Origin of the sequence: Amycolatopsis saalfeldensis (assembly GCF_900110575.1) — a bacterium.
Lineage (GTDB): Bacteria > Actinomycetota > Actinomycetes > Mycobacteriales > Pseudonocardiaceae > Amycolatopsis > Amycolatopsis saalfeldensis.
The window spans coordinates 134,272-153,500 of record NZ_FOEF01000006.1; the positions used below are offsets into that span (position 1 = coordinate 134,272).

Annotated in this window: 19 protein-coding genes; 12 read left to right on the plus strand and 7 right to left on the minus strand. The window is 70.7% G+C overall.

All coding sequences use genetic code 11. The annotated features are described in order from the left end of the window. The first annotated feature begins 215 nt into the window (after window positions 1-215). The 4 genes from BMY97_RS16090 to BMY97_RS16105 all read left to right on the plus strand — a co-directional run bounded on the left by BMY97_RS16090 (window position 216) and on the right by BMY97_RS16105 (window position 4,432). Window positions 216-2,066 carry an Hsp70 family protein gene (locus BMY97_RS16090; RefSeq protein ID WP_091617653.1) on the plus strand — a complete coding sequence of 617 codons (1,851 nt, stop codon included), beginning with the start codon at window positions 216-218 and terminating at the stop codon, window positions 2,064-2,066. A gap of 75 nt (window positions 2,067-2,141) precedes the next feature. Then, on the plus strand, window positions 2,142-2,336 hold the full coding sequence (locus BMY97_RS16095; RefSeq protein ID WP_091617654.1) for a DUF3046 domain-containing protein: 195 nt from the start codon (window positions 2,142-2,144) through the stop codon (window positions 2,334-2,336). A 237-nt stretch (window positions 2,337-2,573) separates the two neighbouring features. Further along, window positions 2,574-3,629: a recombinase RecA gene (gene recA, locus BMY97_RS16100; protein WP_091617655.1), complete on the plus strand. Its 1,056-nt coding sequence runs from the start codon at window positions 2,574-2,576 to the stop codon at window positions 3,627-3,629. 275 nt (window positions 3,630-3,904) lie between these two features. Then, window positions 3,905-4,432, plus strand: a complete 528-nt coding sequence (locus tag BMY97_RS16105; protein WP_091617906.1) for a regulatory protein RecX — start codon at window positions 3,905-3,907, stop codon at window positions 4,430-4,432. Window positions 4,433-4,512: 80 nt separating this feature from the next. On the opposite strand, the gene eda is transcribed toward BMY97_RS16105, so the two are convergent. After that, window positions 4,513-5,139 (minus strand): bifunctional 4-hydroxy-2-oxoglutarate aldolase/2-dehydro-3-deoxy-phosphogluconate aldolase, encoded by a 627-nt coding sequence (gene eda, locus BMY97_RS16110; protein ID WP_091617656.1) that lies wholly within the window; start codon window positions 5,137-5,139, stop codon window positions 4,513-4,515. Then, complete coding sequence (gene edd / locus BMY97_RS16115) at window positions 5,136-7,118, minus strand: phosphogluconate dehydratase (RefSeq protein WP_091617657.1); 1,983 nt, start codon at window positions 7,116-7,118, stop codon at window positions 5,136-5,138. Before edd ends, eda begins: the two co-directional genes overlap by 4 nt. 254 nt (window positions 7,119-7,372) lie before the next feature. Here edd and BMY97_RS16120 point away from each other — a divergent pair, with 254 nt between their 5' ends. From BMY97_RS16120 to BMY97_RS16140, 5 genes are all read left to right on the plus strand, one after another. Next, complete coding sequence (locus BMY97_RS16120) at window positions 7,373-7,663, plus strand: hypothetical protein (protein ID WP_091617658.1); 291 nt, start codon at window positions 7,373-7,375, stop codon at window positions 7,661-7,663. Continuing rightward, window positions 7,660-8,499, plus strand: a complete 840-nt coding sequence (locus BMY97_RS16125; protein ID WP_091617659.1) for a hypothetical protein — start codon at window positions 7,660-7,662, stop codon at window positions 8,497-8,499. Before BMY97_RS16120 ends, BMY97_RS16125 begins: the two co-directional genes overlap by 4 nt. An 84-nt stretch (window positions 8,500-8,583) precedes the next feature. Continuing rightward, window positions 8,584-10,503, plus strand: coding sequence for a fumarate reductase/succinate dehydrogenase flavoprotein subunit (locus tag BMY97_RS16130; protein ID WP_091617660.1), 1,920 nt, complete (start codon window positions 8,584-8,586; stop codon window positions 10,501-10,503). Beyond that, window positions 10,500-11,252: a succinate dehydrogenase/fumarate reductase iron-sulfur subunit gene (locus BMY97_RS16135; protein WP_091617661.1), complete on the plus strand. Its 753-nt coding sequence runs from the start codon at window positions 10,500-10,502 to the stop codon at window positions 11,250-11,252. Before BMY97_RS16130 ends, BMY97_RS16135 begins: the two co-directional genes overlap by 4 nt. Further along, entirely contained in the window at window positions 11,249-11,875 is a 627-nt protein-coding gene (locus BMY97_RS16140) for a hypothetical protein (RefSeq protein WP_218156789.1), read from the plus strand. Before BMY97_RS16135 ends, BMY97_RS16140 begins: the two co-directional genes overlap by 4 nt. Window positions 11,876-11,899: 24 nt before the next feature. On the opposite strand, the gene BMY97_RS16145 is transcribed toward BMY97_RS16140, so the two are convergent. Continuing rightward, entirely contained in the window at window positions 11,900-12,355 is a 456-nt protein-coding gene (locus BMY97_RS16145) for a hypothetical protein (RefSeq protein ID WP_091617908.1), read from the minus strand. A 203-nt stretch (window positions 12,356-12,558) separates the two neighbouring features. Here BMY97_RS16145 and BMY97_RS16150 point away from each other — a divergent pair, with 203 nt between their 5' ends. From BMY97_RS16150 to BMY97_RS16160, 3 genes are read left to right on the plus strand one after another with little or no spacing between them, the layout of a single operon-like run. Next, on the plus strand, window positions 12,559-13,653 hold the full coding sequence (locus tag BMY97_RS16150) for an amidohydrolase family protein (protein ID WP_091617662.1): 1,095 nt from the start codon (window positions 12,559-12,561) through the stop codon (window positions 13,651-13,653). 43 nt (window positions 13,654-13,696) lie between these two features. Continuing rightward, window positions 13,697-14,752, plus strand: a complete 1,056-nt coding sequence (locus tag BMY97_RS16155; protein ID WP_091617909.1) for a DUF4037 domain-containing protein — start codon at window positions 13,697-13,699, stop codon at window positions 14,750-14,752. Between the two features lie 41 nt (window positions 14,753-14,793). Next, the gene (locus BMY97_RS16160) at window positions 14,794-15,480 is read left to right on the plus strand and encodes a YoaK family protein (RefSeq protein WP_091617663.1); all 687 of its coding nucleotides are present in this window, start codon (window positions 14,794-14,796) and stop codon (window positions 15,478-15,480) included. Between the two features lie 319 nt (window positions 15,481-15,799). On the opposite strand, the gene BMY97_RS16165 is transcribed toward BMY97_RS16160, so the two are convergent. From BMY97_RS16165 to BMY97_RS16180, 4 genes are all read right to left on the minus strand, one after another. Then, the gene (locus tag BMY97_RS16165) at window positions 15,800-16,501 is read right to left on the minus strand and encodes a class I SAM-dependent methyltransferase (protein WP_245787340.1); all 702 of its coding nucleotides are present in this window, start codon (window positions 16,499-16,501) and stop codon (window positions 15,800-15,802) included. A 131-nt stretch (window positions 16,502-16,632) separates the two neighbouring features. Next, window positions 16,633-17,520 carry an amino acid ABC transporter permease gene (locus BMY97_RS16170; protein WP_091617665.1) on the minus strand — a complete coding sequence of 296 codons (888 nt, stop codon included), beginning with the start codon at window positions 17,518-17,520 and terminating at the stop codon, window positions 16,633-16,635. Further along, entirely contained in the window at window positions 17,517-18,164 is a 648-nt protein-coding gene (locus BMY97_RS16175; protein ID WP_091617666.1) for an amino acid ABC transporter permease, read from the minus strand. The genes BMY97_RS16170 and BMY97_RS16175 overlap by 4 nt, the downstream gene beginning before the upstream one ends. An 85-nt stretch (window positions 18,165-18,249) precedes the next feature. Next, the gene (locus tag BMY97_RS16180; RefSeq protein WP_091617667.1) at window positions 18,250-19,161 is read right to left on the minus strand and encodes a glutamate ABC transporter substrate-binding protein; all 912 of its coding nucleotides are present in this window, start codon (window positions 19,159-19,161) and stop codon (window positions 18,250-18,252) included. Window positions 19,162-19,229: the final 68 nt, after the last annotated feature.

A 19,229-nucleotide genomic window follows, 5' to 3' on the forward strand; every position in this document is an offset into this window, starting at 1 on the left:
AGAGCGAACGGCCGATGATAACGCCTGGTCGAGGCGGTGCCGGAGGGATGCGGCCGCACCCGATCAGGCTGTCCGCACGAGCTGCCGCGGTGGCGAGACGGTGGGTCCCGTCACGTTCGCCCATCGAGGGGGAGCGAGTTTCGCGGGTCCGCACGCACGGTGACCGCCCGCGTGGGAGCATCACCGCCAGCGCCGCTACGTCGAGGGGAAGTGCTGTGCGGATCCTGTCGGTGGACCTCGGGACGTCCAACACCGTCGCCGTCCTTTCGGCACACGGCATGCCGCCGAGGGTCGTCGAGGTGGACGGTTCGGCCAACATGCCCTCCGCGATCTTCGCCGGCGAGGACGGCACGATCATGGTCGGCCGCGACGCCGAGCGCCGAGCGCGCCTGGACCCGACCCGCTTCGAGCCCAACCCGAAGCGCCGTATCGACGAGCAGACCCTGCTGCTGGGCACCGACGTCGTGCCCGTGAACGAGGCGCTGGCCGCCATCCTGCGCCGCGTGCTCGACGAGATCACCCGCCAGCTCGGCGGCGAGCAGCCCGACGAGGTCCGGCTGACGCATCCCGCCCAGTGGGGGCCGGTGCGCCGCAACGTCCTGCTGTCCGCCGCCCGGCTGGCCGGCATCGGCTCGAGCGTGCTGCTGGTGCCCGAGCCGGTCGCGGCGGCCGCGCACTTCGCGTCGTTCCCCGGCAAGGCGCTGGCGCCCGGGCAGGCGCTCGCGGTCTACGACCTCGGCGCGGGCACCTTCGACGTCGCCGTCGTCGGCGCCACCCAGAACGGCTTCGTGGTGCTGGCCGAGGACGGCCTGCCCGACCTCGGCGGGCTCGACGTGGACCAGGCGCTGATGGTGCACGTCGGCCGGGAGGTCTCGCACTCGGACCCGCAGCGCTGGCAACGGCTCCTGCGCCCGGAGTCCACTGCGGACCGCCGTACGCGGCGCGCGCTGCAAGAAGACGTGAAGGCCGCGAAGGAGGCGTTGTCCCGGCACCCGCAGACCGAGGTGCCGATGCCGGAGCCGTTCAAGGACGTGCTGGTCACGCGCGGCGAGCTGGAAGGCCTGGTGCGCCCGGCGATGCTGCGCAGCGTCGAGCTGCTTTCGCGCACGCTCCGCTCGTCCGGGCTGACGCCGGACCGGCTCGCCGGCATCTACCTGGTCGGCGGGTCGAGCCGGCTGCCGCTGGTCGGCTCGATGATCGCGGAGAAGCTCGGCGTGGTGCCGGGCAGCCTCGACCAGCCGGAGACAGCCGTGGCGCTCGGCGCGCAGCACGTGGCGCGCGACGGGCTTTCGATGCGGACACAGAACGTCGAGGGCCAGGTCGCGGCCGGGGCGTCGGCGCCGTTCGCGCCGCCGGTCGCCACGGTGCCGGGCGGTTACCCGCCCCGGCCCGGCTACCCGCAGCAGCAGTTTCCGCCCCAGCAGCAGCCGGCGCCGTCGAACTTCCCGACGTACTCGCTGTCCGACCAGGCCGCGCCGCCGAAGAAGGGCGGGCGGACGAAGCTGTGGATCGGGATCGCCGTGGCGGTGGTCGTGGTCCTCGCGGCGGGGCTGACGTTCTTCCTGACCTCGAGCTCCTCGGTGCAGACCTACACCGCCGACGAGTGCAAGACGCCCGGCCCGGCCGACTCCGCCGGGCTCACCGGCTGCATGCGCCAGCTCGCCGGGACGATCGCCGACACCGGCGGCTGCAAGCCGGGCATGGGCAACGGCCCCGCCGCGCCCGCGCAGAGCCTCGGCGCGACGTCGACCTGCTCGGCGCCCGGTCGCGCGGGCACTCAGGTGACGTACGTGCAGGGCACTTCGGCGGACGAGCTGAAGCAGTACACCGACGGGCTGCTGAGTTCCGCGGGCGGCGACCGCACCGAGGCCGACTGGGCGGGCAACGGCCTCAAGGGCCGGTACTCGTCCGCGGCCGGGCAGACCTCGGCGGTGCTGGTGTTCACGGTGTCCGACCGGCCGCTGGTGGGCTTCATCTACCAGCTGAACTCGAGCGACCAGGCGGCCGCGACCACGCCCGGCACGCTGGCCGACTACTTCGAACAGAGCGTCCAGCCGGGGAAGTGAGCGGAGCCCGGAGCCCGCTTCGGCGCGAACGGGCCGTTCGCTGCGCCGGGGTGCGCGCGAGCTAGCATTCGGCCGATGCGTATCACGGTTTTCCGACGGCTCATGGCTGAAGAGTTCGGGGCCGGCCGGGCCGCGGTGCTGACCAGCGACCACGTGTTCAGCGGGCTCGGTGGCCGGACCATCGAACAGGCGCTGGGCTCCGGCATCCCGCCCAAGCAGATCTGGCGCGAGGTGTGTGCCGCCTTCGACATTCCGCCGGAGCGGCGCTGAGCTGCGGGTTCTTCGCCACGTCGACCCGGACGGGCGAAAAATCCTAGCGCAAGGGCGTGTCGCTTCCCGCCTCGAACAGGTGTTCGTCTAGGGTGTTGTGCACACCGGGGCCAGCGATCCACAGATCGGTCGCCGCGCCTGGAATTGTCGGTCCCTGCCCGTAGCGTCGGACCGAACAGAGCTTGATCTGGACAACCGAACAAGCCCCACAGGCCCAACCAGCGAGGTGGACTTCCCATGGCACCAGCAGCACCCGACAAGGACAAGGCGCTCGAGCTCGCCCTGGCCCAGATCGACAAGCAGTACGGCAAGGGCTCCGTGATGCGCCTCGGCGAAGAGGGCCGCGCCCCCATCGCCGTGATCCCGACCGGGGCGATCGCGCTCGACGTCGCGCTCGGGATCGGCGGGCTGCCGCGGGGCCGGGTCGTCGAGATCTACGGCCCGGAGTCCTCCGGTAAGACGACCGTCGCCCTGCACTCGGTGGCCAACGCGCAGCGGAACGGCGGCATCGCGGCGTTCATCGACGCGGAGCACGCGCTGGACCCGGAGTACGCCAAGAAGCTCGGCGTGGACACCGACGCGCTGCTGGTCTCCCAGCCGGACACCGGTGAGCAGGCGCTGGAGATCGCGGACATGCTGATCCGCTCGGGCGCGCTCGACATCCTGGTCATCGACTCGGTCGCCGCGCTCGTGCCGCGCGCCGAGATCGAGGGCGAGATGGGTGACAACCACGTCGGCCTCCAGGCCCGCCTGATGAGCCAGGCGCTGCGGAAGATGACCGGTGCGATGAACAACTCCGGCACCACCGCGATCTTCATCAACCAGCTGCGCGAGAAGATCGGCGTCATGTTCGGCTCCCCGGAGACGACGACCGGTGGCAAGGCGCTCAAGTTCTACGCCTCGGTCCGCCTCGACGTGCGCCGCATCGAGACCCTCAAGGACGGCGGCGAGCCGGTCGGCAACCGCACCCGGGTGAAGGTCGTCAAGAACAAGGTCGCGCCGCCCTTCAAGCAGGCCGAGTTCGACATCCTCTACGGCCACGGCATCTCCCGCGAGGGCTCGCTCATCGACATGGGCGTCGACCAGGGCATCCTGCGCAAGTCCGGCGCCTGGTACACCTACGAGGGCGACCAGCTCGGCCAGGGCAAGGAGAACGCGCGGAAGTTCCTGCTCGACAACCCGGACATCGCCAACGAGATCGAGAAGCGGATCAAGGAGAAGCTGGGCATCGGCGCGCAGCTCGACGCCGAGGTCGCAGCCGTCGAAGCGGTGCCCGCCCCCGTCGACTTCTGAGGGCGGGTCGGTCGGGTAGTGGGTGGAGTGTGTTCGCGGAACACGCTCACCTGCGGCTGCCCGACCGGTGTTCTTCGGGGGTCGAACCCCCGAACCCCCGCCAGGGGGCGAGCCCCCTGGACCCCCGGTGGTGGTTGCGGTTCGTGGTGCGGTCGCGATCGCGGTCGTTGCGGGCGGTGGGTGCGGGGCGGGGTGGTTTGCGGGGCTGCCCATCGTGGGTGGGTGGCGTTGCCTGAGTTCCAGTGAGGGGAGCGGTTGTGGCGAGGGCGCCGAAGGTGGATCCGGCGGAGTTGCCGCCGGAGGAGCGGGCCAAGAAGGCCAAGGAGATCTGCTTCGATCTGCTGGCCATGCGGCCCCGCACGGGCGACGAGCTCCGGCAGGCCTTGCACCGCAAGGGGTTCGACGAGGCGACGATCGAGACCCTGCTCGGCAAGCTGGACCGGGCGGGGCTGATCAACGACGCGGAGTTCGCCGAGATCTGGGTCCGTTCCCGGCACGCCAACCAGGGCCTCTCCCGCACCGCGCTCGTCGCCGAGTTGCGGCGTAAGGGCGTTGACGACGAGATCGCCGTCCAGGCCGCGAGCGAGGTCGACCGCGAGGCCGAGGAGCAGCGCGCCCGCGAGCTGGTCCGCAAACGCCTGGGCTCACTGGGCAACGTCGACGAGCAGACGGCCATCCGGCGCCTGCTCGGCTTCCTCGGCCGCAAAGGCTATCCCCAAGGGCTGGCCTACACCGTCATCCGCGACGAGCTGCGCGAGTACGGCGCCGAGTCCACCATCCTGGACGACGCCGTCATCGAATGACCGGCCACGACCGAGCCGCTTTCGTTGACGTGTAAGGAAGACCGCCGTTCCCCCCGACCAAGGGGAACGGCGGCCCGAAGTCAGGCGCCGAGCTTCGCGGCTTCCGCGGCGAGGGACTCGACCGTCGCGAAGTCCTTGGCGGCCAGCGACTTCTTCGGGGTCAGCCAGGAGCCGCCGATGCAGCCGACGTTCGGCAGGGCCAGGTAGGCCGGGGCGGTGGCCGCGGTGATGCCGCCGGTCGGGCAGAAGCGCAGGGACGGCAGCGGGCCGGCGACGGACTTCAGGTAGTCCACACCGCCACTGGCCTCCGCGGGGAAGAACTTCAGCGCGGTCAGGCCCCGTTCGGCCAGCCGCATCGCCTCCGACACCGTGCCGGCGCCCGGGAGGAACGGCAGGCCGGTGGCGAAGGCGGCTTCGAGGACGGTGTCCGTGCAGCCCGGCGTCACGAGGAACTTCGCGCCCGCGTCGGCGGCCTGCTTGGCCTGGCCGGCGCTGGTCACGGTGCCGGCGCCGATCACGATGCCCGGCACCTCCGTGGCCACGCGCTCGATCGCGGCGAGCGCGACGGGTGTGCGCAGGGTCAGCTCGATCACCCTGATGCCGCCGGCGAGCAGGGCGCGGGCGGTGGGCACCGCGTCATCGACGTCGTCGATCACCACGACGGGCATCACGGGGGACAGCTCGAGCAGGTCCGTGCCGGTGGTCACTGACCGACCTCCTGGGTTTCCAAAGCGGTTTCCAAAGCGGGCAGGTCGAATTCTCCGGGACCGAACCCCGGGCCACGGCCGCGGGGCGGCGGACCCTGGACCCCGCGGAACAGGTCCAGCTCCGGCGTGAGCGCCCCGAAGACGCTCGCGCCCTGGTCGGCGGGACCCACCGCCCGGCGCAGCGCCCCGAACAACTCCCGCCCGGTGCCGGTCCAGGATGCCTCGGACGGGGGCGCGTCCACCAGCTCGCGGCCGGCGAGTTCGTCGGCGCCGACCAGCACGTCCAGTGTGCCGGAACGGGCGTCGAGGCGGATCACGTCGCCGTCGGCGATCCGGCCGATCGGCCCGCCCACGGCGGCTTCCGGCGTCACCTGGATCGCCGCCGGGATCTTGCCCGAGGCACCCGACATGCGGCCGTCGGTGAGCAACGCCACCCGGTGACCCCGGTCCATCAGCACGCCGAGCGCCGGCGTGAGGCCGTGTAGCTCCGGCATCCCGTTGGCCTGCGGGCCCTGCTGCCGCAGCACGACCACCACGTCACGGTCCAGCTCGCCGGCCTCGAACGCCGCCTTGAACGCCTCCTGCGACGTGAACACCCGCGCCGGCGCCTGCACCACGCGGTGCTCCGGCGCCACGGCCGAAACCTTGGTCACCGCCCGGCCGAGGTTGCCCGCGACCATCCGCAGCCCGCCGTCCGGGGCGAACGGCCGCCACACCGGGCGCAGCACGTCCTCGTCGAGGCTGCGGGTGGGCACGTCACGCCACACCAGCTCGCTTTCGGACAGGATCGGCTCCTGGGTGTAGCGGCGCAGCCCGAATCCGGCGACGGTGTGCACGTCCTCGTGCAGCAGCCCCGCGTCGAGCAGCGTGCCCACCAGGAACTGGATGCCGCCGGCGGCGTGGAAGTGGTTGATGTCCGCGCTGCCGTTCGGGTACACCCGCGCCAGCAGCGGCACCACCGCGGACAGGTCCGAGAAGTCGTCCCAGGTCAGCTGGATGCCCGCCGCGGCGGCGATCGAGACCAGGTGCATCGTGTGGTTGGTCGAGCCGCCCGTGGCCAGCAGCGCGATGACGCCGTTGACGAGCGCTTTTTCGTCCAGCACCAGGGAAATCGGCGTGTACGACTCGCCGCGCGACAGCCGGACCACGCGCCGTCCGGCCTCCTCGGTCAACGCTCGACGCAGCGCCGAATTCGGCTGGACGAAGCTGGCGCCGGGCAGGTGCAGGCCCATCACCTCGACCACCATCTGGTTCGAGTTGGCGGTGCCGTAGAACGTGCAGGTTCCCGCGGAGTGGTACGAAGCCGCTTCGGCGTCGAGAAGGTCTTCGCGCGACGCGAGACCCTCGGCGTACAGCTGCCGCACGCGGGCCTTTTCCTTGTTCGGCAGGCCGGAGTTCATCGGCCCCGCGGGCACGAGGATCGCCGGCAGGTGCCCGAAGGACAGCGCGCCGGCCAGCAGGCCCGGCACGATCTTGTCGCACACGCCCAGCAGGAGCGAGGCGTCGAACATGTCGTGCGACAACGCGATCGCCGTCGCCATCGCGATCACCTCGCGGCTGAAGAGCGACAGCTCCATGCCCGGGCGGCCCTGCGTGATCCCGTCGCACATCGCGGGCACGCCGCCGGCGAACTGGGCGACGCCGCCGGCCTCGCGCACCGACTTCTTCAGCCAGGCCGGGTACTCCTGCATCGGCTGGTGCGCGGAAAGCATGTCGTTGTAAGAGGAAACGATCGCGACGCCCGGCGCGCGGGCTTCGCGCAGCGCGGCCTTGTCGACGCCGTCCATCGCGGCGAAACCGTGCGCGAGGTTGCTGCAGGCCAGGCCGCGGCGGACCGGTCCTTCGTCGTGCGCCGCGGCGCTGCGTTCGAGATAAGCCCCACGCGTCGCCGCACTGCGCTCCACGATGCGGGCGGTCACTTCGGCGACGACGGGGTGCACGGGGGTCTGTTCGGCGGGCAGGTTCGGGATGCTGTTCATGTCCGGCTCCCGGCTCACTGGTGGTGGGGGGTCCGCGGGACGGCAGCTCTGGCGTCGCAGGAACGTGACGTCAGCCACGGTAGCCGGTCGGAGCCGCCTAATCAAAATCGATTCAGAAAACCCCTAGAGGTGAGCCCGATCACGCTCGGCCTAGTGGATGTGCTACTTGTCACAGTGCACACAGCGGGGCAGAGTCGTAGGTGGCGGCGTGATCGTCACCCCGGTCCTGTCAGCGCAGGAGAAGGAGGTTCCCGATGTCCACCACCACCGAACTCGCCGAACTACGGCGCACCATCGGCCAGCTACGGCAGTGCGTGGGCGCCCTGCGCTCCCGGTACGGCGACGCGTCGGCCGTTCGCCGGCTGGCCAACGACGTCGAGCGGCTCGACATCGACACCGCCGACCTGGACGGGCACCCGCCTGCCGTGCCGGCCCAGGCGAAACCCGCCGAACGCGTCCCGGTGCCGGATACCCCGTACGACCCGGCGCTGTGGCAAGGCGCCGACGACGAGGGTGTCGGCGGCTACAAGCGCGACCAGCGGTGAGCGCTCCCGCCAAGGACGCTGAGAACGACGTCAGCCGGGAGGGCACCGGTGTCCGCGCACCGGGCCGGGCCCGGATCGCCGACCGGACCCTGCGGACCGACCGATGGTGGCTGCAGCCCCTGCTCACTGTGCTGGGGCTGGCCACTTTCATCGTTTACGCGACGGTCCGGGCGTTCGTGCGCACCGCCTACTGGGTGCCCGATTACCACTACCTGACGCCGTTCTACTCGCCCTGTGTCTCCACGTCCTGCGTCGCCGGCTCGAGCCACTTCGGGCATTGGTTCGGCGCTTTCCCGAGCTGGCTCCCGCTCGGGGCGCTGGTGCTGCCGTTCCTGCTCGGCTTCCGGCTGACCTGTTACTACTACCGCAAGGCCTACTACCGCTCGGTCTGGTTCTCGCCGCCGGCGTGCGCGGTCGCCGAGCCGCACGCGCGGTATTCGGGGGAGACGCGGCTGCCGCTGATCATCCAGAACGTGCACCGCTACTTCTTCTACGTGGCGACGATCGTCTCGCTGGTCAACACCTACGACGCGATCATGGCGTTCCGCAGCCCGAGCGGTTTCGGCTTCGGGCTCGGCAACATCATCATCGTCGCGAACGTGGTGCTGCTGTGGGCGTACACGCTGTCCTGCCATTCGTGCCGGCACGTGACCGGCGGCAGGCTCAAGCACTTCTCGAAGCATCCGGTGCGGTACTGGGTGTGGACGAAGGTCTCGAAACTCAACACCCGCCACATGGCCCTCGCGTGGACGACGCTCGGCACCCTGGTGCTGACCGACCTCTACGTGATGCTCGTGTCGAGCGGGGCCATCGCGGACCTGCGTTTCGTGGGCTAGCGTCGGCATCCGCACCGGCGGTCGGCGAAACCGGCAGTAACGAAGAACAATGGCGTTCCAGCAGCTCTCGAGGTGGCTCTATTCATGACCGAGGTCGAACGGCACAGCTACGACGTGGTGGTGATCGGTGCCGGCGGCGCCGGTCTGCGCGCGGTGATCGAAGCGCGCGAACAGGGTTACAGCGTCGCGGTGGTGTGCAAGTCCCTGTTCGGCAAGGCCCACACCGTGATGGCCGAAGGCGGCTGCGCGGCGTCGATGGGCAACGCGAACTCCAATGACAACTGGCAGGTGCACTTCCGCGACACCATGCGCGGCGGGAAGTTCCTGAACAACTGGCGGATGGCCGAGCTGCACGCCAAGGAGGCGCCGGACCGGGTCTGGGAGCTGGAGACCTACGGCGCGCTGTTCGACCGCACCGCCGACGGCCGGATCAGCCAGCGCAACTTCGGCGGGCACACCTACCCGCGGCTGGCGCACGTCGGCGACCGGACCGGGCTCGAGCTGATCCGCACGATGCAGCAGAAGATCGTTTCGCTGCAGCAGGAGGATTTCGCGAAGTTCGGCGACTACGAGGCGAGGATCAAGGTCTTCGCCGAGTGCACCGTGACCGAGCTGCTGCTCGACGGCGGCGCGGTGGCCGGCGCGTTCGGCTACTGGCGCGAGAGCGGCCGGTTCGTGCTGTTCGACGCGCCCGCCGTGGTGCTCGCGACGGGCGGCATCGGCAAGTCGTTCAAGGTCACGTCGAACTCGTGGGAGTACACCGGCGACGGTCACGCGCTGGCCCTGCGCGCGGGCGCGAAGCTGATCAACATGGAGTTCGTCCAGTTCCACCCCACCGGGATGGTCTGGCCGCCGAGCGTGAAGGGCATCCTCGTGACCGAGGGCGTCCGCGGCGACGGCGGCGTGCTGAAGAACTCCGACGACGAGCGGTTCATGTTCGGTTACGTGCCGGACGTGTTCAAGGGCCAGTACGCGGACAGCGTCGAGGAGGCCGACCGCTGGTACGCCGACGCGGACAACAACCGCCGCACGCCGGACCTGCTGCCGCGGGACGAGGTCGCGCGCGCGATCAACTCGGAGGTCAAGGAGGGCCGCGGCTCGCCGCACGGCGGGGTGTTCCTCGACATCGCGAGCCGGCTCCCGGCCGAGGAGATCAAGCGCCGGCTGCCGTCGATGTACCACCAGTTCAAGGAGCTGGCCGACGTCGACATCACCAAGGAGGCCATGGAGGTCGGCCCCACCTGCCACTACGTGATGGGCGGCATCGAGGTCGACCCGGACACCGGCGCGGCGAGCGTGCCGGGCCTGTTCGCGGCGGGCGAGTGCTCCGGCGGCATGCACGGCTCCAACCGGCTCGGCGGCAACTCGCTGTCCGACCTGCTGGTGTTCGGCCGCCGGGCCGGGCTGGGCGCGGCGGCGTACGTCGGCGGGCTCGGCGAGAGCAGGCCGAAGGTCGGGGAGTCCGATGTGGACGCCGCGGCGAAGATGGCGCTGGCGCCTTTCGACCCGCCCGAAGAGGGGGTCGCCGAGAACCCGTACACCCTGCACACCGAGCTGCAGCAGTCGATGAACGACCTGGTCGGCATCATCCGCAAGGCCGGCGAGATCCGGCAGGCGCTGGAGAAGCTCGGCGAGATCCGGCGGCGGATCCTGCGCGTGACGGTGGAGGGGCACCGGCAGTTCAACCCGGGCTGGCACCTCGCCGTCGACCTGCGCAACATGCTGCTGGTCAGCGAATGCGTGGCCCGCGCGGCGCTCACCCGCACCGAGAGCCGCGGCGGCCACACGCGTGACGACTACCCGGGCATGGACGCGGAGTGGCGGCACAAGCTGCTGGTCTGCTCCGCCGTCGCGGGTGACAACCCGACGGTGCCGGACGTCGACGTGGTGGTGGAAGAGCAGCTCCCGCTGCGCCAGGACCTGCTGGAGCTGTTCGAGCTCGATGAGCTGGGCAAGTACTACACCGACGGCGAGCTCCAGAGCCACCCCGGGAGGGACTCGTGAGTTACAAGGCCAGTTTCCGGGTCTGGCGCGGCGACGACACCGCCGGCGAGCTGCAGGACTTCAAGGTCGAGGTGAACGAGGGCGAGGTGGTGCTCGACATCATCCACCGCCTGCAGGCCACTCAGGTCTCGGACCTCGCCGTGCGCTGGAACTGCAAGGCGGGCAAGTGCGGCTCGTGCTCGGCGGAGATCAACGGCAAGCCGCGGCTGCTGTGCATGACCCGCATGTCCACGTTCACCGAGGACGAGGTCGTCACCGTCACGCCGCTGCGCACCTTCCCGGTGATCCGCGACCTGGTCACCGACGTGTCCTTCAACTACGCCAAGGCGCGGGAGATCCCGTCGTTCACGCCGCCGAAGGACCTGAAGCCGGGCGAGTACCGGATGCAGCAGGTGGACGTCGAGCGCTCGCAGGAGTTCCGCAAGTGCATCGAGTGCTTCCTGTGCCAGAACACCTGCCACGTGGTGCGCGATCACGAGGAGAACAAGGAGAACTTCGCCGGGCCGCGGTACCTGATGCGGATCGCCGAGCTGGAGATGCACCCGCTCGACGTCGCCGACCGCCGCGACGCCGCGCAGGAGGAGCACGGCCTCGGCCTGTGCAACATCACCAAGTGCTGCACCGAGGTGTGCCCGGAAGGCATCCACATCACCGACAACGCGCTGATCCCGATGAAGGAGCGGGTCGCCGACCAGAAGTACGACCCGATCGTCTGGCTCGGCAACAAGCTCTTCCGCCGCGATCGGTGACGCCGGCGCGGGACGAGCTGGCTGGGGCGGTGATCGCGGCGCTGACCGCGGCCGGTCCCGGTTCTCGCGCGGGATTGCTCGGCTCGCTCGCGGCCGGGACCGCTGACGCCTACAGCGATATCGACGTCGAGTGGGTGGTCCCGGACGGTCGGCTCGATGCCTGTGTCGCCCGGGCGCGCTCGGTGCTGGAACGGGTCCGGCCGGTCGCCGCGGTGCGCACCTCGCCGGACTTCTTGCACTCGCCCGTGCGGCGGCTGTTGTTCGTGCGGTTCGCCGGAGTGCCGTTGTTCTGGCGGCTCGACCTCGCTGTGCGCGAGGCATCCGCGCCCGTGGACCCGAGCCGGGACGAGCCGGTGGCGCCCGCACGGGACGACGAGTGGTCCCGCCCGGCGAGTGCGCTGGCCAACGCGCTGGGCACGGTGAAAGCCGTGGCACGCGGGCGGTTCGAGGACGCGCGGGGCCTGCTGGACCGCGGGTTCGCCCGGATCGGCGTGGCCGATTCGGCGAGCGGGCAGTGGACTGACGACGTCACGCGGCTGGCCCGCGCGGCCGTCGCCCGGGAACCCGGTCTGGCCGCGCTGGCGGAGGAGACGATCGAGCTGGCCGGGGCGGAGCTCGGCTGAGCCCCGCCCCGGATCAGATGCCCGTCAGATGTGGTAGTCGACGTTCGCGGCCAGTGCGGTGGGGTTGGCCTTCACGCGGACTTCCAGCATGGACGCCGTGTTCGACGGCCACTTGATCGTGCCCGTGCCCTTGGTGCCGCAGCTGACCGACTGCCAAGCGTCCGGGTGAACGGCCTTGCCCATCCGGGCCTCGACGCACGCGGACTGGTTGGTGCTCTCCTGCACGCTCCAGTAGACGCGCAGCTTGCCGCTCCAGCCGCTGGCCGGACTGGTGTACGAGCACTTCTTCGAGACCGGGCCCCATTTCCCGACGATCCCGGACGCGGTGCCGCTGCACAGCCACATGGCGCTGCTGGGCGCCGCCGACGCCGGTGCCGCCGCGAAGCCCGCCGAAAGCAGCGAGGTCACCGCGAACGCCGCGACGACGGAAGCGATACGGGCGCGTTTGGGCGCACGCTTTTCCACGACACTGTTCATCATGTTCACTCTTTCCCCAGATCTCCCAGTAGCGGCCGTTCATGATCAACGGCCTGGCCCGAGTATTGCAGCCGCTGTGCCGGAATGCACGGCCTGGGTGGAAAAAAACCCACGAGCAGGGCAAATGACGGAGGGATACGAAGGGCCCTCGGCTTTGCTTGATGTTTCGTTAAGGTGGGCTCGTGCTCATTACCAACGTGTCCGTAATGGACGTCGAACGCGGTGTGACCGATCGCGCGAACGTGCTCGTCCGCGAGGGGGTGATCGAGGCCGTCGGATCCGATGTGGACGGCCCTGATCCCTTTGACGGCAACGGCGGGCTGCTGCTGCCCGGCCTGATCGACTGTCACGTGCACGTCGCGTTCCCCCGTGCGGAACCGCTGCCGCGCAGTGCCCGGGTCCTCGAGGCGGTTTCCGTCCTCAGTGGACTGCTGGCCCGCGGGGTGACGACGGTGCGCGACGCCTGGGGAGCGGACGCCGGGTTCCGGCACGCGCTGCGCGAGGGCTGGATCACCGGGCCGGACCTGCTCGTCAGCCTGCGGCAGCTGTCGCCGACCGGCGGGCTCGGCGACTGGTGGGCCGCCGACGCCGGGCGGGAGGACCGGATCGCGGACCCGTCGCTGCCGGACAGCGTGTTCGACGGGCCGGACGAGGCGCGCGCGGCGGTGCGGCGCATGGTGCGGGCCGGCGCGGACTGGATCAAGCTCGGCGCGAGCGGCGCGCTGGCCTCGATCCGCGAGGGCCGCAGCGTCGAGCCGACCGACGCGGAGCTGCACGCCGTGGTGGACGAGGCCGGCCGCTGCGGCCGCGATGTGATGGCGCACGCGCACACCACACGCTCGGCCGCGGCCGCCGCCCGCGCCGGGGCGCGCAGCATCGAGCACGGGGTGTTCCTCGACGAAGCCGCGGTCACGGCGATGCGCGAGAGCGGCTGCTGGTACGTGCCCACCCTCGCGCCCGCGGACGGCGACCCGGACCTGCGCCGTGCGCACCGGCGTTCACTGGATCTCGCCCGGGCGGCGGGCGTCCCGATCGCGGCGGGCTCCGACCTCGCACCCCGGCCCCATGTCGACTTGACGACCGAGCTGCGGCTGCTGTCCGAAGCCGGCCTGGGCCCGGCCGGCGCGGTGCGGGCGGCCACGAGCGAAGCGGCCCGTTTGCTACGCCTCAACGACCGCGGCCGGATCGAACCCGGCCTGCGCGCGGATCTCCTGTTGCTGCACGGAGCTGAGGTGGACGTGACGGATCTTGCCGGCCGCGTCCGCGCGGTCTGGCAGCAAGGACGCCTCGTGACAGGCTGAAATGTGGTCGCGGTGGGGCAGCCGGATCGGCAGACTCGGCGCCGTGGACACTGTGGACTTCGTACCCGGTCTCGAACTCTCGCGGCGCTTCTACGCCGAGGCGGTCCGGCCGCTGCTGGACCGGCACCGTCCCGGACTGGTGCATTCGGCGGCGTTGATCGGGCCCGGTTCGGAGGTGCTCGGCTTCGACAGCGCGCGGTCCGCCGACCACGACTGGGGGCCGCGGCTGCTGCTGTTCCCGCAGGAGCCCGAACCGGCGCTCGACGAGCTGCTGGCCCGAGAGCTGCCACGCGAATTCCTGGGCTACTCCACGCACTTCGCGGACAACGAAGGCGACCCGACCCGGCGGATGGCGCCGGCCGACGGCCCGCTCCGGCACGGCGTGGTCGTCGCCGATCTGGGCGGCTGGCTGTCCGGGCGCCTCGGCTTCGACCCGCTGCACGGCGTCACCCGCGCCGACTGGCTGGCCACGCCCACGCAGGCGCTCGCGGAGGTGACCGGCGGCGCCGTCTTCCACGACGGGCTCGCGCGGCTGGGTTCCGTGCGCCGCCGGCTGGGCTGGTACCCCGACGACGTCTGGCGGGAGGTGCTTTCCGGGCAGTGGCGGCGGATCGCGCAGGAGGAGGCGTTCGTCGGCCGCTGCGGCGAGGCCGGGGACGAGCTGGGCTCGGCGGTCGTTGCCGCCCGGCTCGTGCGCGACCTCATGCGGCTGTGCCTGCTGATGGCCCGGCAGTACCCGCCGTACAGCAAGTGGCTGGGCAGCGCGTTCGCCCGCCTGCCCGGAGCGCGTGAGCTGACGCCCGCACTCACCGGCGCGCTGGCCGCGAAGACGTGGCTCGAGCGGGAAGAGTTCCTGGTATCCGCGTACGAAACCGTTGCGGTGCAACACAACGACCTGGGCCTGACGGAGCCGCTCGACCCGCGGGTCCGGGGTTTCCACAGCCGTCCGTTCCGGGTGCCGGCCGCCGGCCGGTTCGCCGACGCGCTCGCGCCGGGGAGCGTCGGCGCGGTGGACCAGTGGGTGGACAGCACCGATGTGCTGGGGCGCCCGGCGCGGACCCGGGCCGTGTCGGCCGCGCTGACCGCCGAAGGACCGTGACTCGCCGGGTGGACCGCGGCCGTTGGTGCTGTACTGCTGGGGTGACCGCTTCGAAGCCGCCCCCGCCGCGGGACCTCGTCTGGCTGCTGCTGACGCTGACGTTCGTCACCGGGGTCGTCGACGCCGTGAGTTTTCTGGGGCTGGGGCGGGTGTTCGTCGCGAACATGACGGGCAACGTCGTGTTCCTGGGGTTCGCCGCGGCGGGCGAGGCGTCGCTTTCGGTGGTCGCGTCGGTGACGGCGGTGCTGGCGTTCCTGCTCGGCGCGCTGGCCGGCGGACGGCTCATCAGCCGCATCGAGGACCGCGGCCACCGCCTGCTGCGGCACTCGACCACGGTGCAGACCGGGCTGGTGGCCGTGTCGGTCGTCCTCGCGGCGACGCTCGGCGCGGGCGGCCGGCTGGGCAGCGAGCTGCTGATCGTCGTGCTCGGCCTGGCGATGGGCCTGCAGAACGCCGCCGTGCGCCGCATCGACATCCCGGACCTGACGACCACCGTGCTCACCCGCACCCTCACCGGCCTGGCCGCCGACTCCAAGGCCGCGGGCGGCCAGGGGGCCCGCCCGGTCCGCCAGCTGGCGGCCGTCGCGGCCATGCTGCTGGGCGCCTTCGCGGGCGGCCTGCTGCAATTGCACGTCACGATGTGGGCGGCGTTGCTGCTGGCGCTGCTCGTACTGCTGGGAGTGCTCGGGATTCTGGTGGCCCGCAAGGAGACCGATCAGTTGCCATGATCGCTTCCCGGTAACAGGACCTTTCGCGCGGCCGACTCCATCAGGGATGTCGGCTCCACGCGGGAGGCGAGCCGGAGAAGGAACTCGAAGCCGCGCGGGGGGAGAACGGCTGGCTACGGGGTGAACTCCAGCGGCGACGCCGAGGCGTATGAGTACGAGCTCGACCGGCTGAAGGACACGACCCGGGATCCGGTCCGGGCGGAAGACCGCGGTCCAGCCGTCGAGCAGTTTTCACTACAACAACTCACCGCATCCCAAGCTGGAAGACGAACGCGGGGCGGCGGAGTACCGGCAGAGCGCAGCCCGAAGTGAAAACCGCCTAGGGACGCGTGGCCGTCAGCACCGCGAAAGTCGGGTTTTCCCGCAGGGGCCGCCAAAAGCCCTCGTCTCCGGGAGGAGTCACGACGGTCTGGCGGTGGACGGCGCTCAGCCCCGTCCGGGCCAGCGCCGCCTCCACCACGCCCGGCGGCCAGACGAACGACTCGAACTCCCACGGCGGTTCGGTCGCCAAGTGGACGGTCGTGCGCGTGCGGCCGTCGACGACGTCGTGTCGGGTCACGGTCAGGCCGTAGCGCGTGTGGTCCGCCAGAGCGGTCCAGTCGGCGTCCGGGTCGGGGTGCAGGAGGACCAGCCGCCCGCCGGACCGGACGTTCGCCGCCAGGCCGGCCAGCATGGTGTCCAGCGCGGCGGCACCCGGCGCGTAACCGATCAGTCCGAGGGCGGTGACCACGTCGAACGCGCCGATCACCGGCAGCGCCAACGCGTCGTGCACCTCGTACGAGATGCCCAGCGGATCGCGCTCCTCCTGGCGCTGGGCGTACCCGATCAACGTGCGCGCCGCGTCCACGCCGAAGACCCGCGACGCGCCGGCGGAGCGGAACAGCCGGGGGTGGAAGCCGGCGCCGCAGCCGACGTCCAGCACCGAGCGGCGGGACAGGTCCCCGACGGCGGCCAGCACGGTGGCCGTCTCCGCGCGCCCGGCAGGGATCCGCTTGGCCTCTTCGTAACGCTGGTCGGCCACGGCTGCTCCTCGCGGCTCGGGATCCGCGAGGCCGACGTTAGCCATCACCACCCGGGTGCGACAGGGCCGAGACGGAAGAAGCCCCCGGTGGACGAACCACCGGGGGCTTCTCGACGATCGTGGGCTCAGGCCTAGGTGCCCGAGAAGCCCGCACCGCCCGCGGCGTTGCCGAGCACGACCTGCTCGGCCTTGCGGTCCGTCGGCTCGATGTGCTTCTTGCTCCGCCGGTTGCGCCGCTCCAGGTACGTCGCGAGCGCGGTCAGCAGCAGGCACATGGCGATGTAGATCGCCGCCGCCACGATGGTCGACGGCACGATCGGCCGGGCGAACACCCCCTGCGAGCCGATGTAACGCGCGTAGTAGAGCAGCTCCGGGTAGGTCACCAGGAAGCCGAGCGCGGTGTCCTTCAGCAGCACCACCAGCTGGCTGATGATCGTCGGCAGCATCGCGCGGATCGCCTGCGGCAGCAGGACCGTGAACATCACCTGGGTCTTGCGCATGCCCAGCGCGTACGCCGCTTCGGCCTGCCCCTTCGGCAGCGAGTTGATGCCCGCGCGGAAGACCTCCGCGAGCACCGAGCCGTTGTACAGCGTCAAGCCGAGCACCACGGCGAACAGCGGCGAAGTGTCGGCGCCCAGCGTCGGCAGGCCGTAGTAGAACAGGAACATCAGGATCAGCAACGGGATCGCGCGGAAGAACTCGACGATCGCCGTGGAGATGCCGCGGACCCAGGCGTGGTCGGACAGCCGCCCGGCCGCGAAGACCGCGCCGAAGATCAGCGCGAACACCGCGCCCAGCGCGAACGCCTTGAGGGTCGCCACCACCGCGTTCGCGAGGTCCGACTGGACCTGCGCGTACTGCAGCCACTCCCACTTCTGGCCGGCGAACTGCCCGCTGTCGTAGAAGCTGTAGACGACGAACGCGATCAGCGCCAGCACCACGAGGATGCCGATCACCGCGTACAGCCGGTGCCGCGCCTTCGCCTTGGGCCCGGGGACGTCGAAGAGCACGTTGTTCATCGGGCCACGCTCCAGCGCTTCTCGAGATTGCGCTGCACGAAGGACAGCACGGCGACCAGGATGATGAAGCCGAGGGCCACCCACAGCAGGGCGACCATCTGGTTGTCACCGCGCTCGGAGATGTAACTCCGGATCGCGCCGGCCTCGGCCACCGAGAACCCGCCGGCGATCGTGCTGTTCTTCAGCAGCGCGATCAGGGTGCTGATCAGCGGCGGCACGACCGACCGCAAGGCCTGCGGCAGCACCACCTGACCGAGGATCTGGCCGAAGTTGAGGCCGAGCGCGCGACCCGCCTCCGCCTGGCCGACCGGCACCGTGTTGATGCCCGAGCGCACGACCTCGCAGATGAACGCCGACGTGTACACCGTCAGCGAGACCACGGCCGCGGTGAAGTAGCTGATCTTGACGATGTCCAGCAGCGGGTAGGCGAAGACGAAGAAGGCGAACACCAGGGTCAGCGGTGTGTTGCGGACGATCGTCACGTACGTCGTGCCGATCGCGCGGAACACCGGGACCGGGCTCACCCGAAGCATCGCCAGGATCGTGCCGAAGACCAGGCTGCCGACCGCGGCGATCGCGAACAGCTCGATCGTGGTGAGGAAGAACGGACCGAACAGGTCCAGATTGTTGAGCAGGACGTCCATGGGCCCTTCCCCGCGTCCGTGGGCTGGTGGTGGATGTCAAGCGGCCGGTGGCCGGGAGAGCCCCGTCCACCGGCCGCTTACCGGGTCAGTACTTGACGATCGTCGGCTTGGTCGCGGTCGCGCCGGACTTGCCGAGGGTGGCGTCGTAGATCTTCTGCCAGGTGCCGTCGTCCAGGCTGGCCTGCAGCAGGTCGTCGATCTTGTCCCGCAGCACCTTGTCGTCCTTGTTCAGGCCGACGCCGTAGGGCTCCTGCGAGAACGGCTGGCCGACGACCTTCAGGGTCTTGTCCTGGGACGCGTAGCCCTTGAGGATCGCGTCGTCGGTGGTGAGGGCGTCGACGTCCTTGCTCTGCAGCTTGTCGATGCACTGCGAGTACTTCTGGAACTCGACGATGTTGCCCGGCTCGGTCAGGCCCTGGTCGCGGACCCGCTGGATCGGGGTCGACCCGGTGACCGAGCAGACCTTCTTGCCCTTCAGCGTCTGCGGGCCGGTGATCGAGTTGTCGTCGGCGCGGACCAGCAGGCCCTGGCCGGCCTGGAAGTACGGGCCGGCGAAGGAGACGAGCGCCTTGCGCTTGTCGGTGATCGTGTAGGTGCCGACGTAGAGGTCGACCTGCCCGTTCGCGATCGCCTGCTCACGCGCGGCCGAGTCGACCGTCGTGTACTTGATCTTGTCCTCGCTGAAGCCGAGGCCCGCGGACACCATCCGGGCGATCTCGATGTCGAAGCCGCCGAACTTGCCCGTGGTCGGGTCCTTGAAGCCGAGGCCCGGCTGGTCGTCCTTGACCCCGATGGTGATGCCGCCCGCCGCCTTGATCTTGGCGAACACCGGCGAGCCCGCCAGGTCGACGTTCTGCGCGACGGTGTAGGTCGGCAGGGCCGCCGTGTTCGTGCCGGCGGCGTCGCCGCCGGGGCTCGCCGGGGTGCCTTGCTTGCCGCAGGCCGTGAGCAGCAGGCTGCCGGCGAGCAGGCCCACCGCGAGGGTGCGGATCCTCATCTGAGTGTCTCCTGTATCTGTCGTCGGTACGGCCAGGGTCGCTGCCGCTCCGGGGCCGGGCCGGTGAA

Excerpts from the sequence above, each read along its gene's own strand:
- BMY97_RS16095 (WP_091617654.1), top strand. The coding sequence starts at position 2,142 with ATGCGTATCACGGTTTTCCGACGGCTCATGGCTGAAGAGTTCGGGGCC.
- recA (WP_091617655.1), top strand. The coding sequence starts at position 2,574 with ATGGCACCAGCAGCACCCGACAAGGACAAGGCGCTCGAGCTCGCCCTG.
- edd (WP_091617657.1), bottom strand. The coding sequence starts at position 7,118 with ATGAACAGCATCCCGAACCTGCCCGCCGAACAGACCCCCGTGCACCCC.
- BMY97_RS16120 (WP_091617658.1), top strand. The coding sequence starts at position 7,373 with ATGTCCACCACCACCGAACTCGCCGAACTACGGCGCACCATCGGCCAG.
- BMY97_RS16130 (WP_091617660.1), top strand. The coding sequence starts at position 8,584 with ATGACCGAGGTCGAACGGCACAGCTACGACGTGGTGGTGATCGGTGCC.
- BMY97_RS16145 (WP_091617908.1), bottom strand. The coding sequence starts at position 12,355 with ATGATGAACAGTGTCGTGGAAAAGCGTGCGCCCAAACGCGCCCGTATC.
- BMY97_RS16150 (WP_091617662.1), top strand. The coding sequence starts at position 12,559 with ATGGACGTCGAACGCGGTGTGACCGATCGCGCGAACGTGCTCGTCCGC.
- BMY97_RS16170 (WP_091617665.1), bottom strand. The coding sequence starts at position 17,520 with ATGAACAACGTGCTCTTCGACGTCCCCGGGCCCAAGGCGAAGGCGCGG.
- BMY97_RS16175 (WP_091617666.1), bottom strand. The coding sequence starts at position 18,164 with ATGGACGTCCTGCTCAACAATCTGGACCTGTTCGGTCCGTTCTTCCTC.
- BMY97_RS16180 (WP_091617667.1), bottom strand. The coding sequence starts at position 19,161 with ATGAGGATCCGCACCCTCGCGGTGGGCCTGCTCGCCGGCAGCCTGCTG.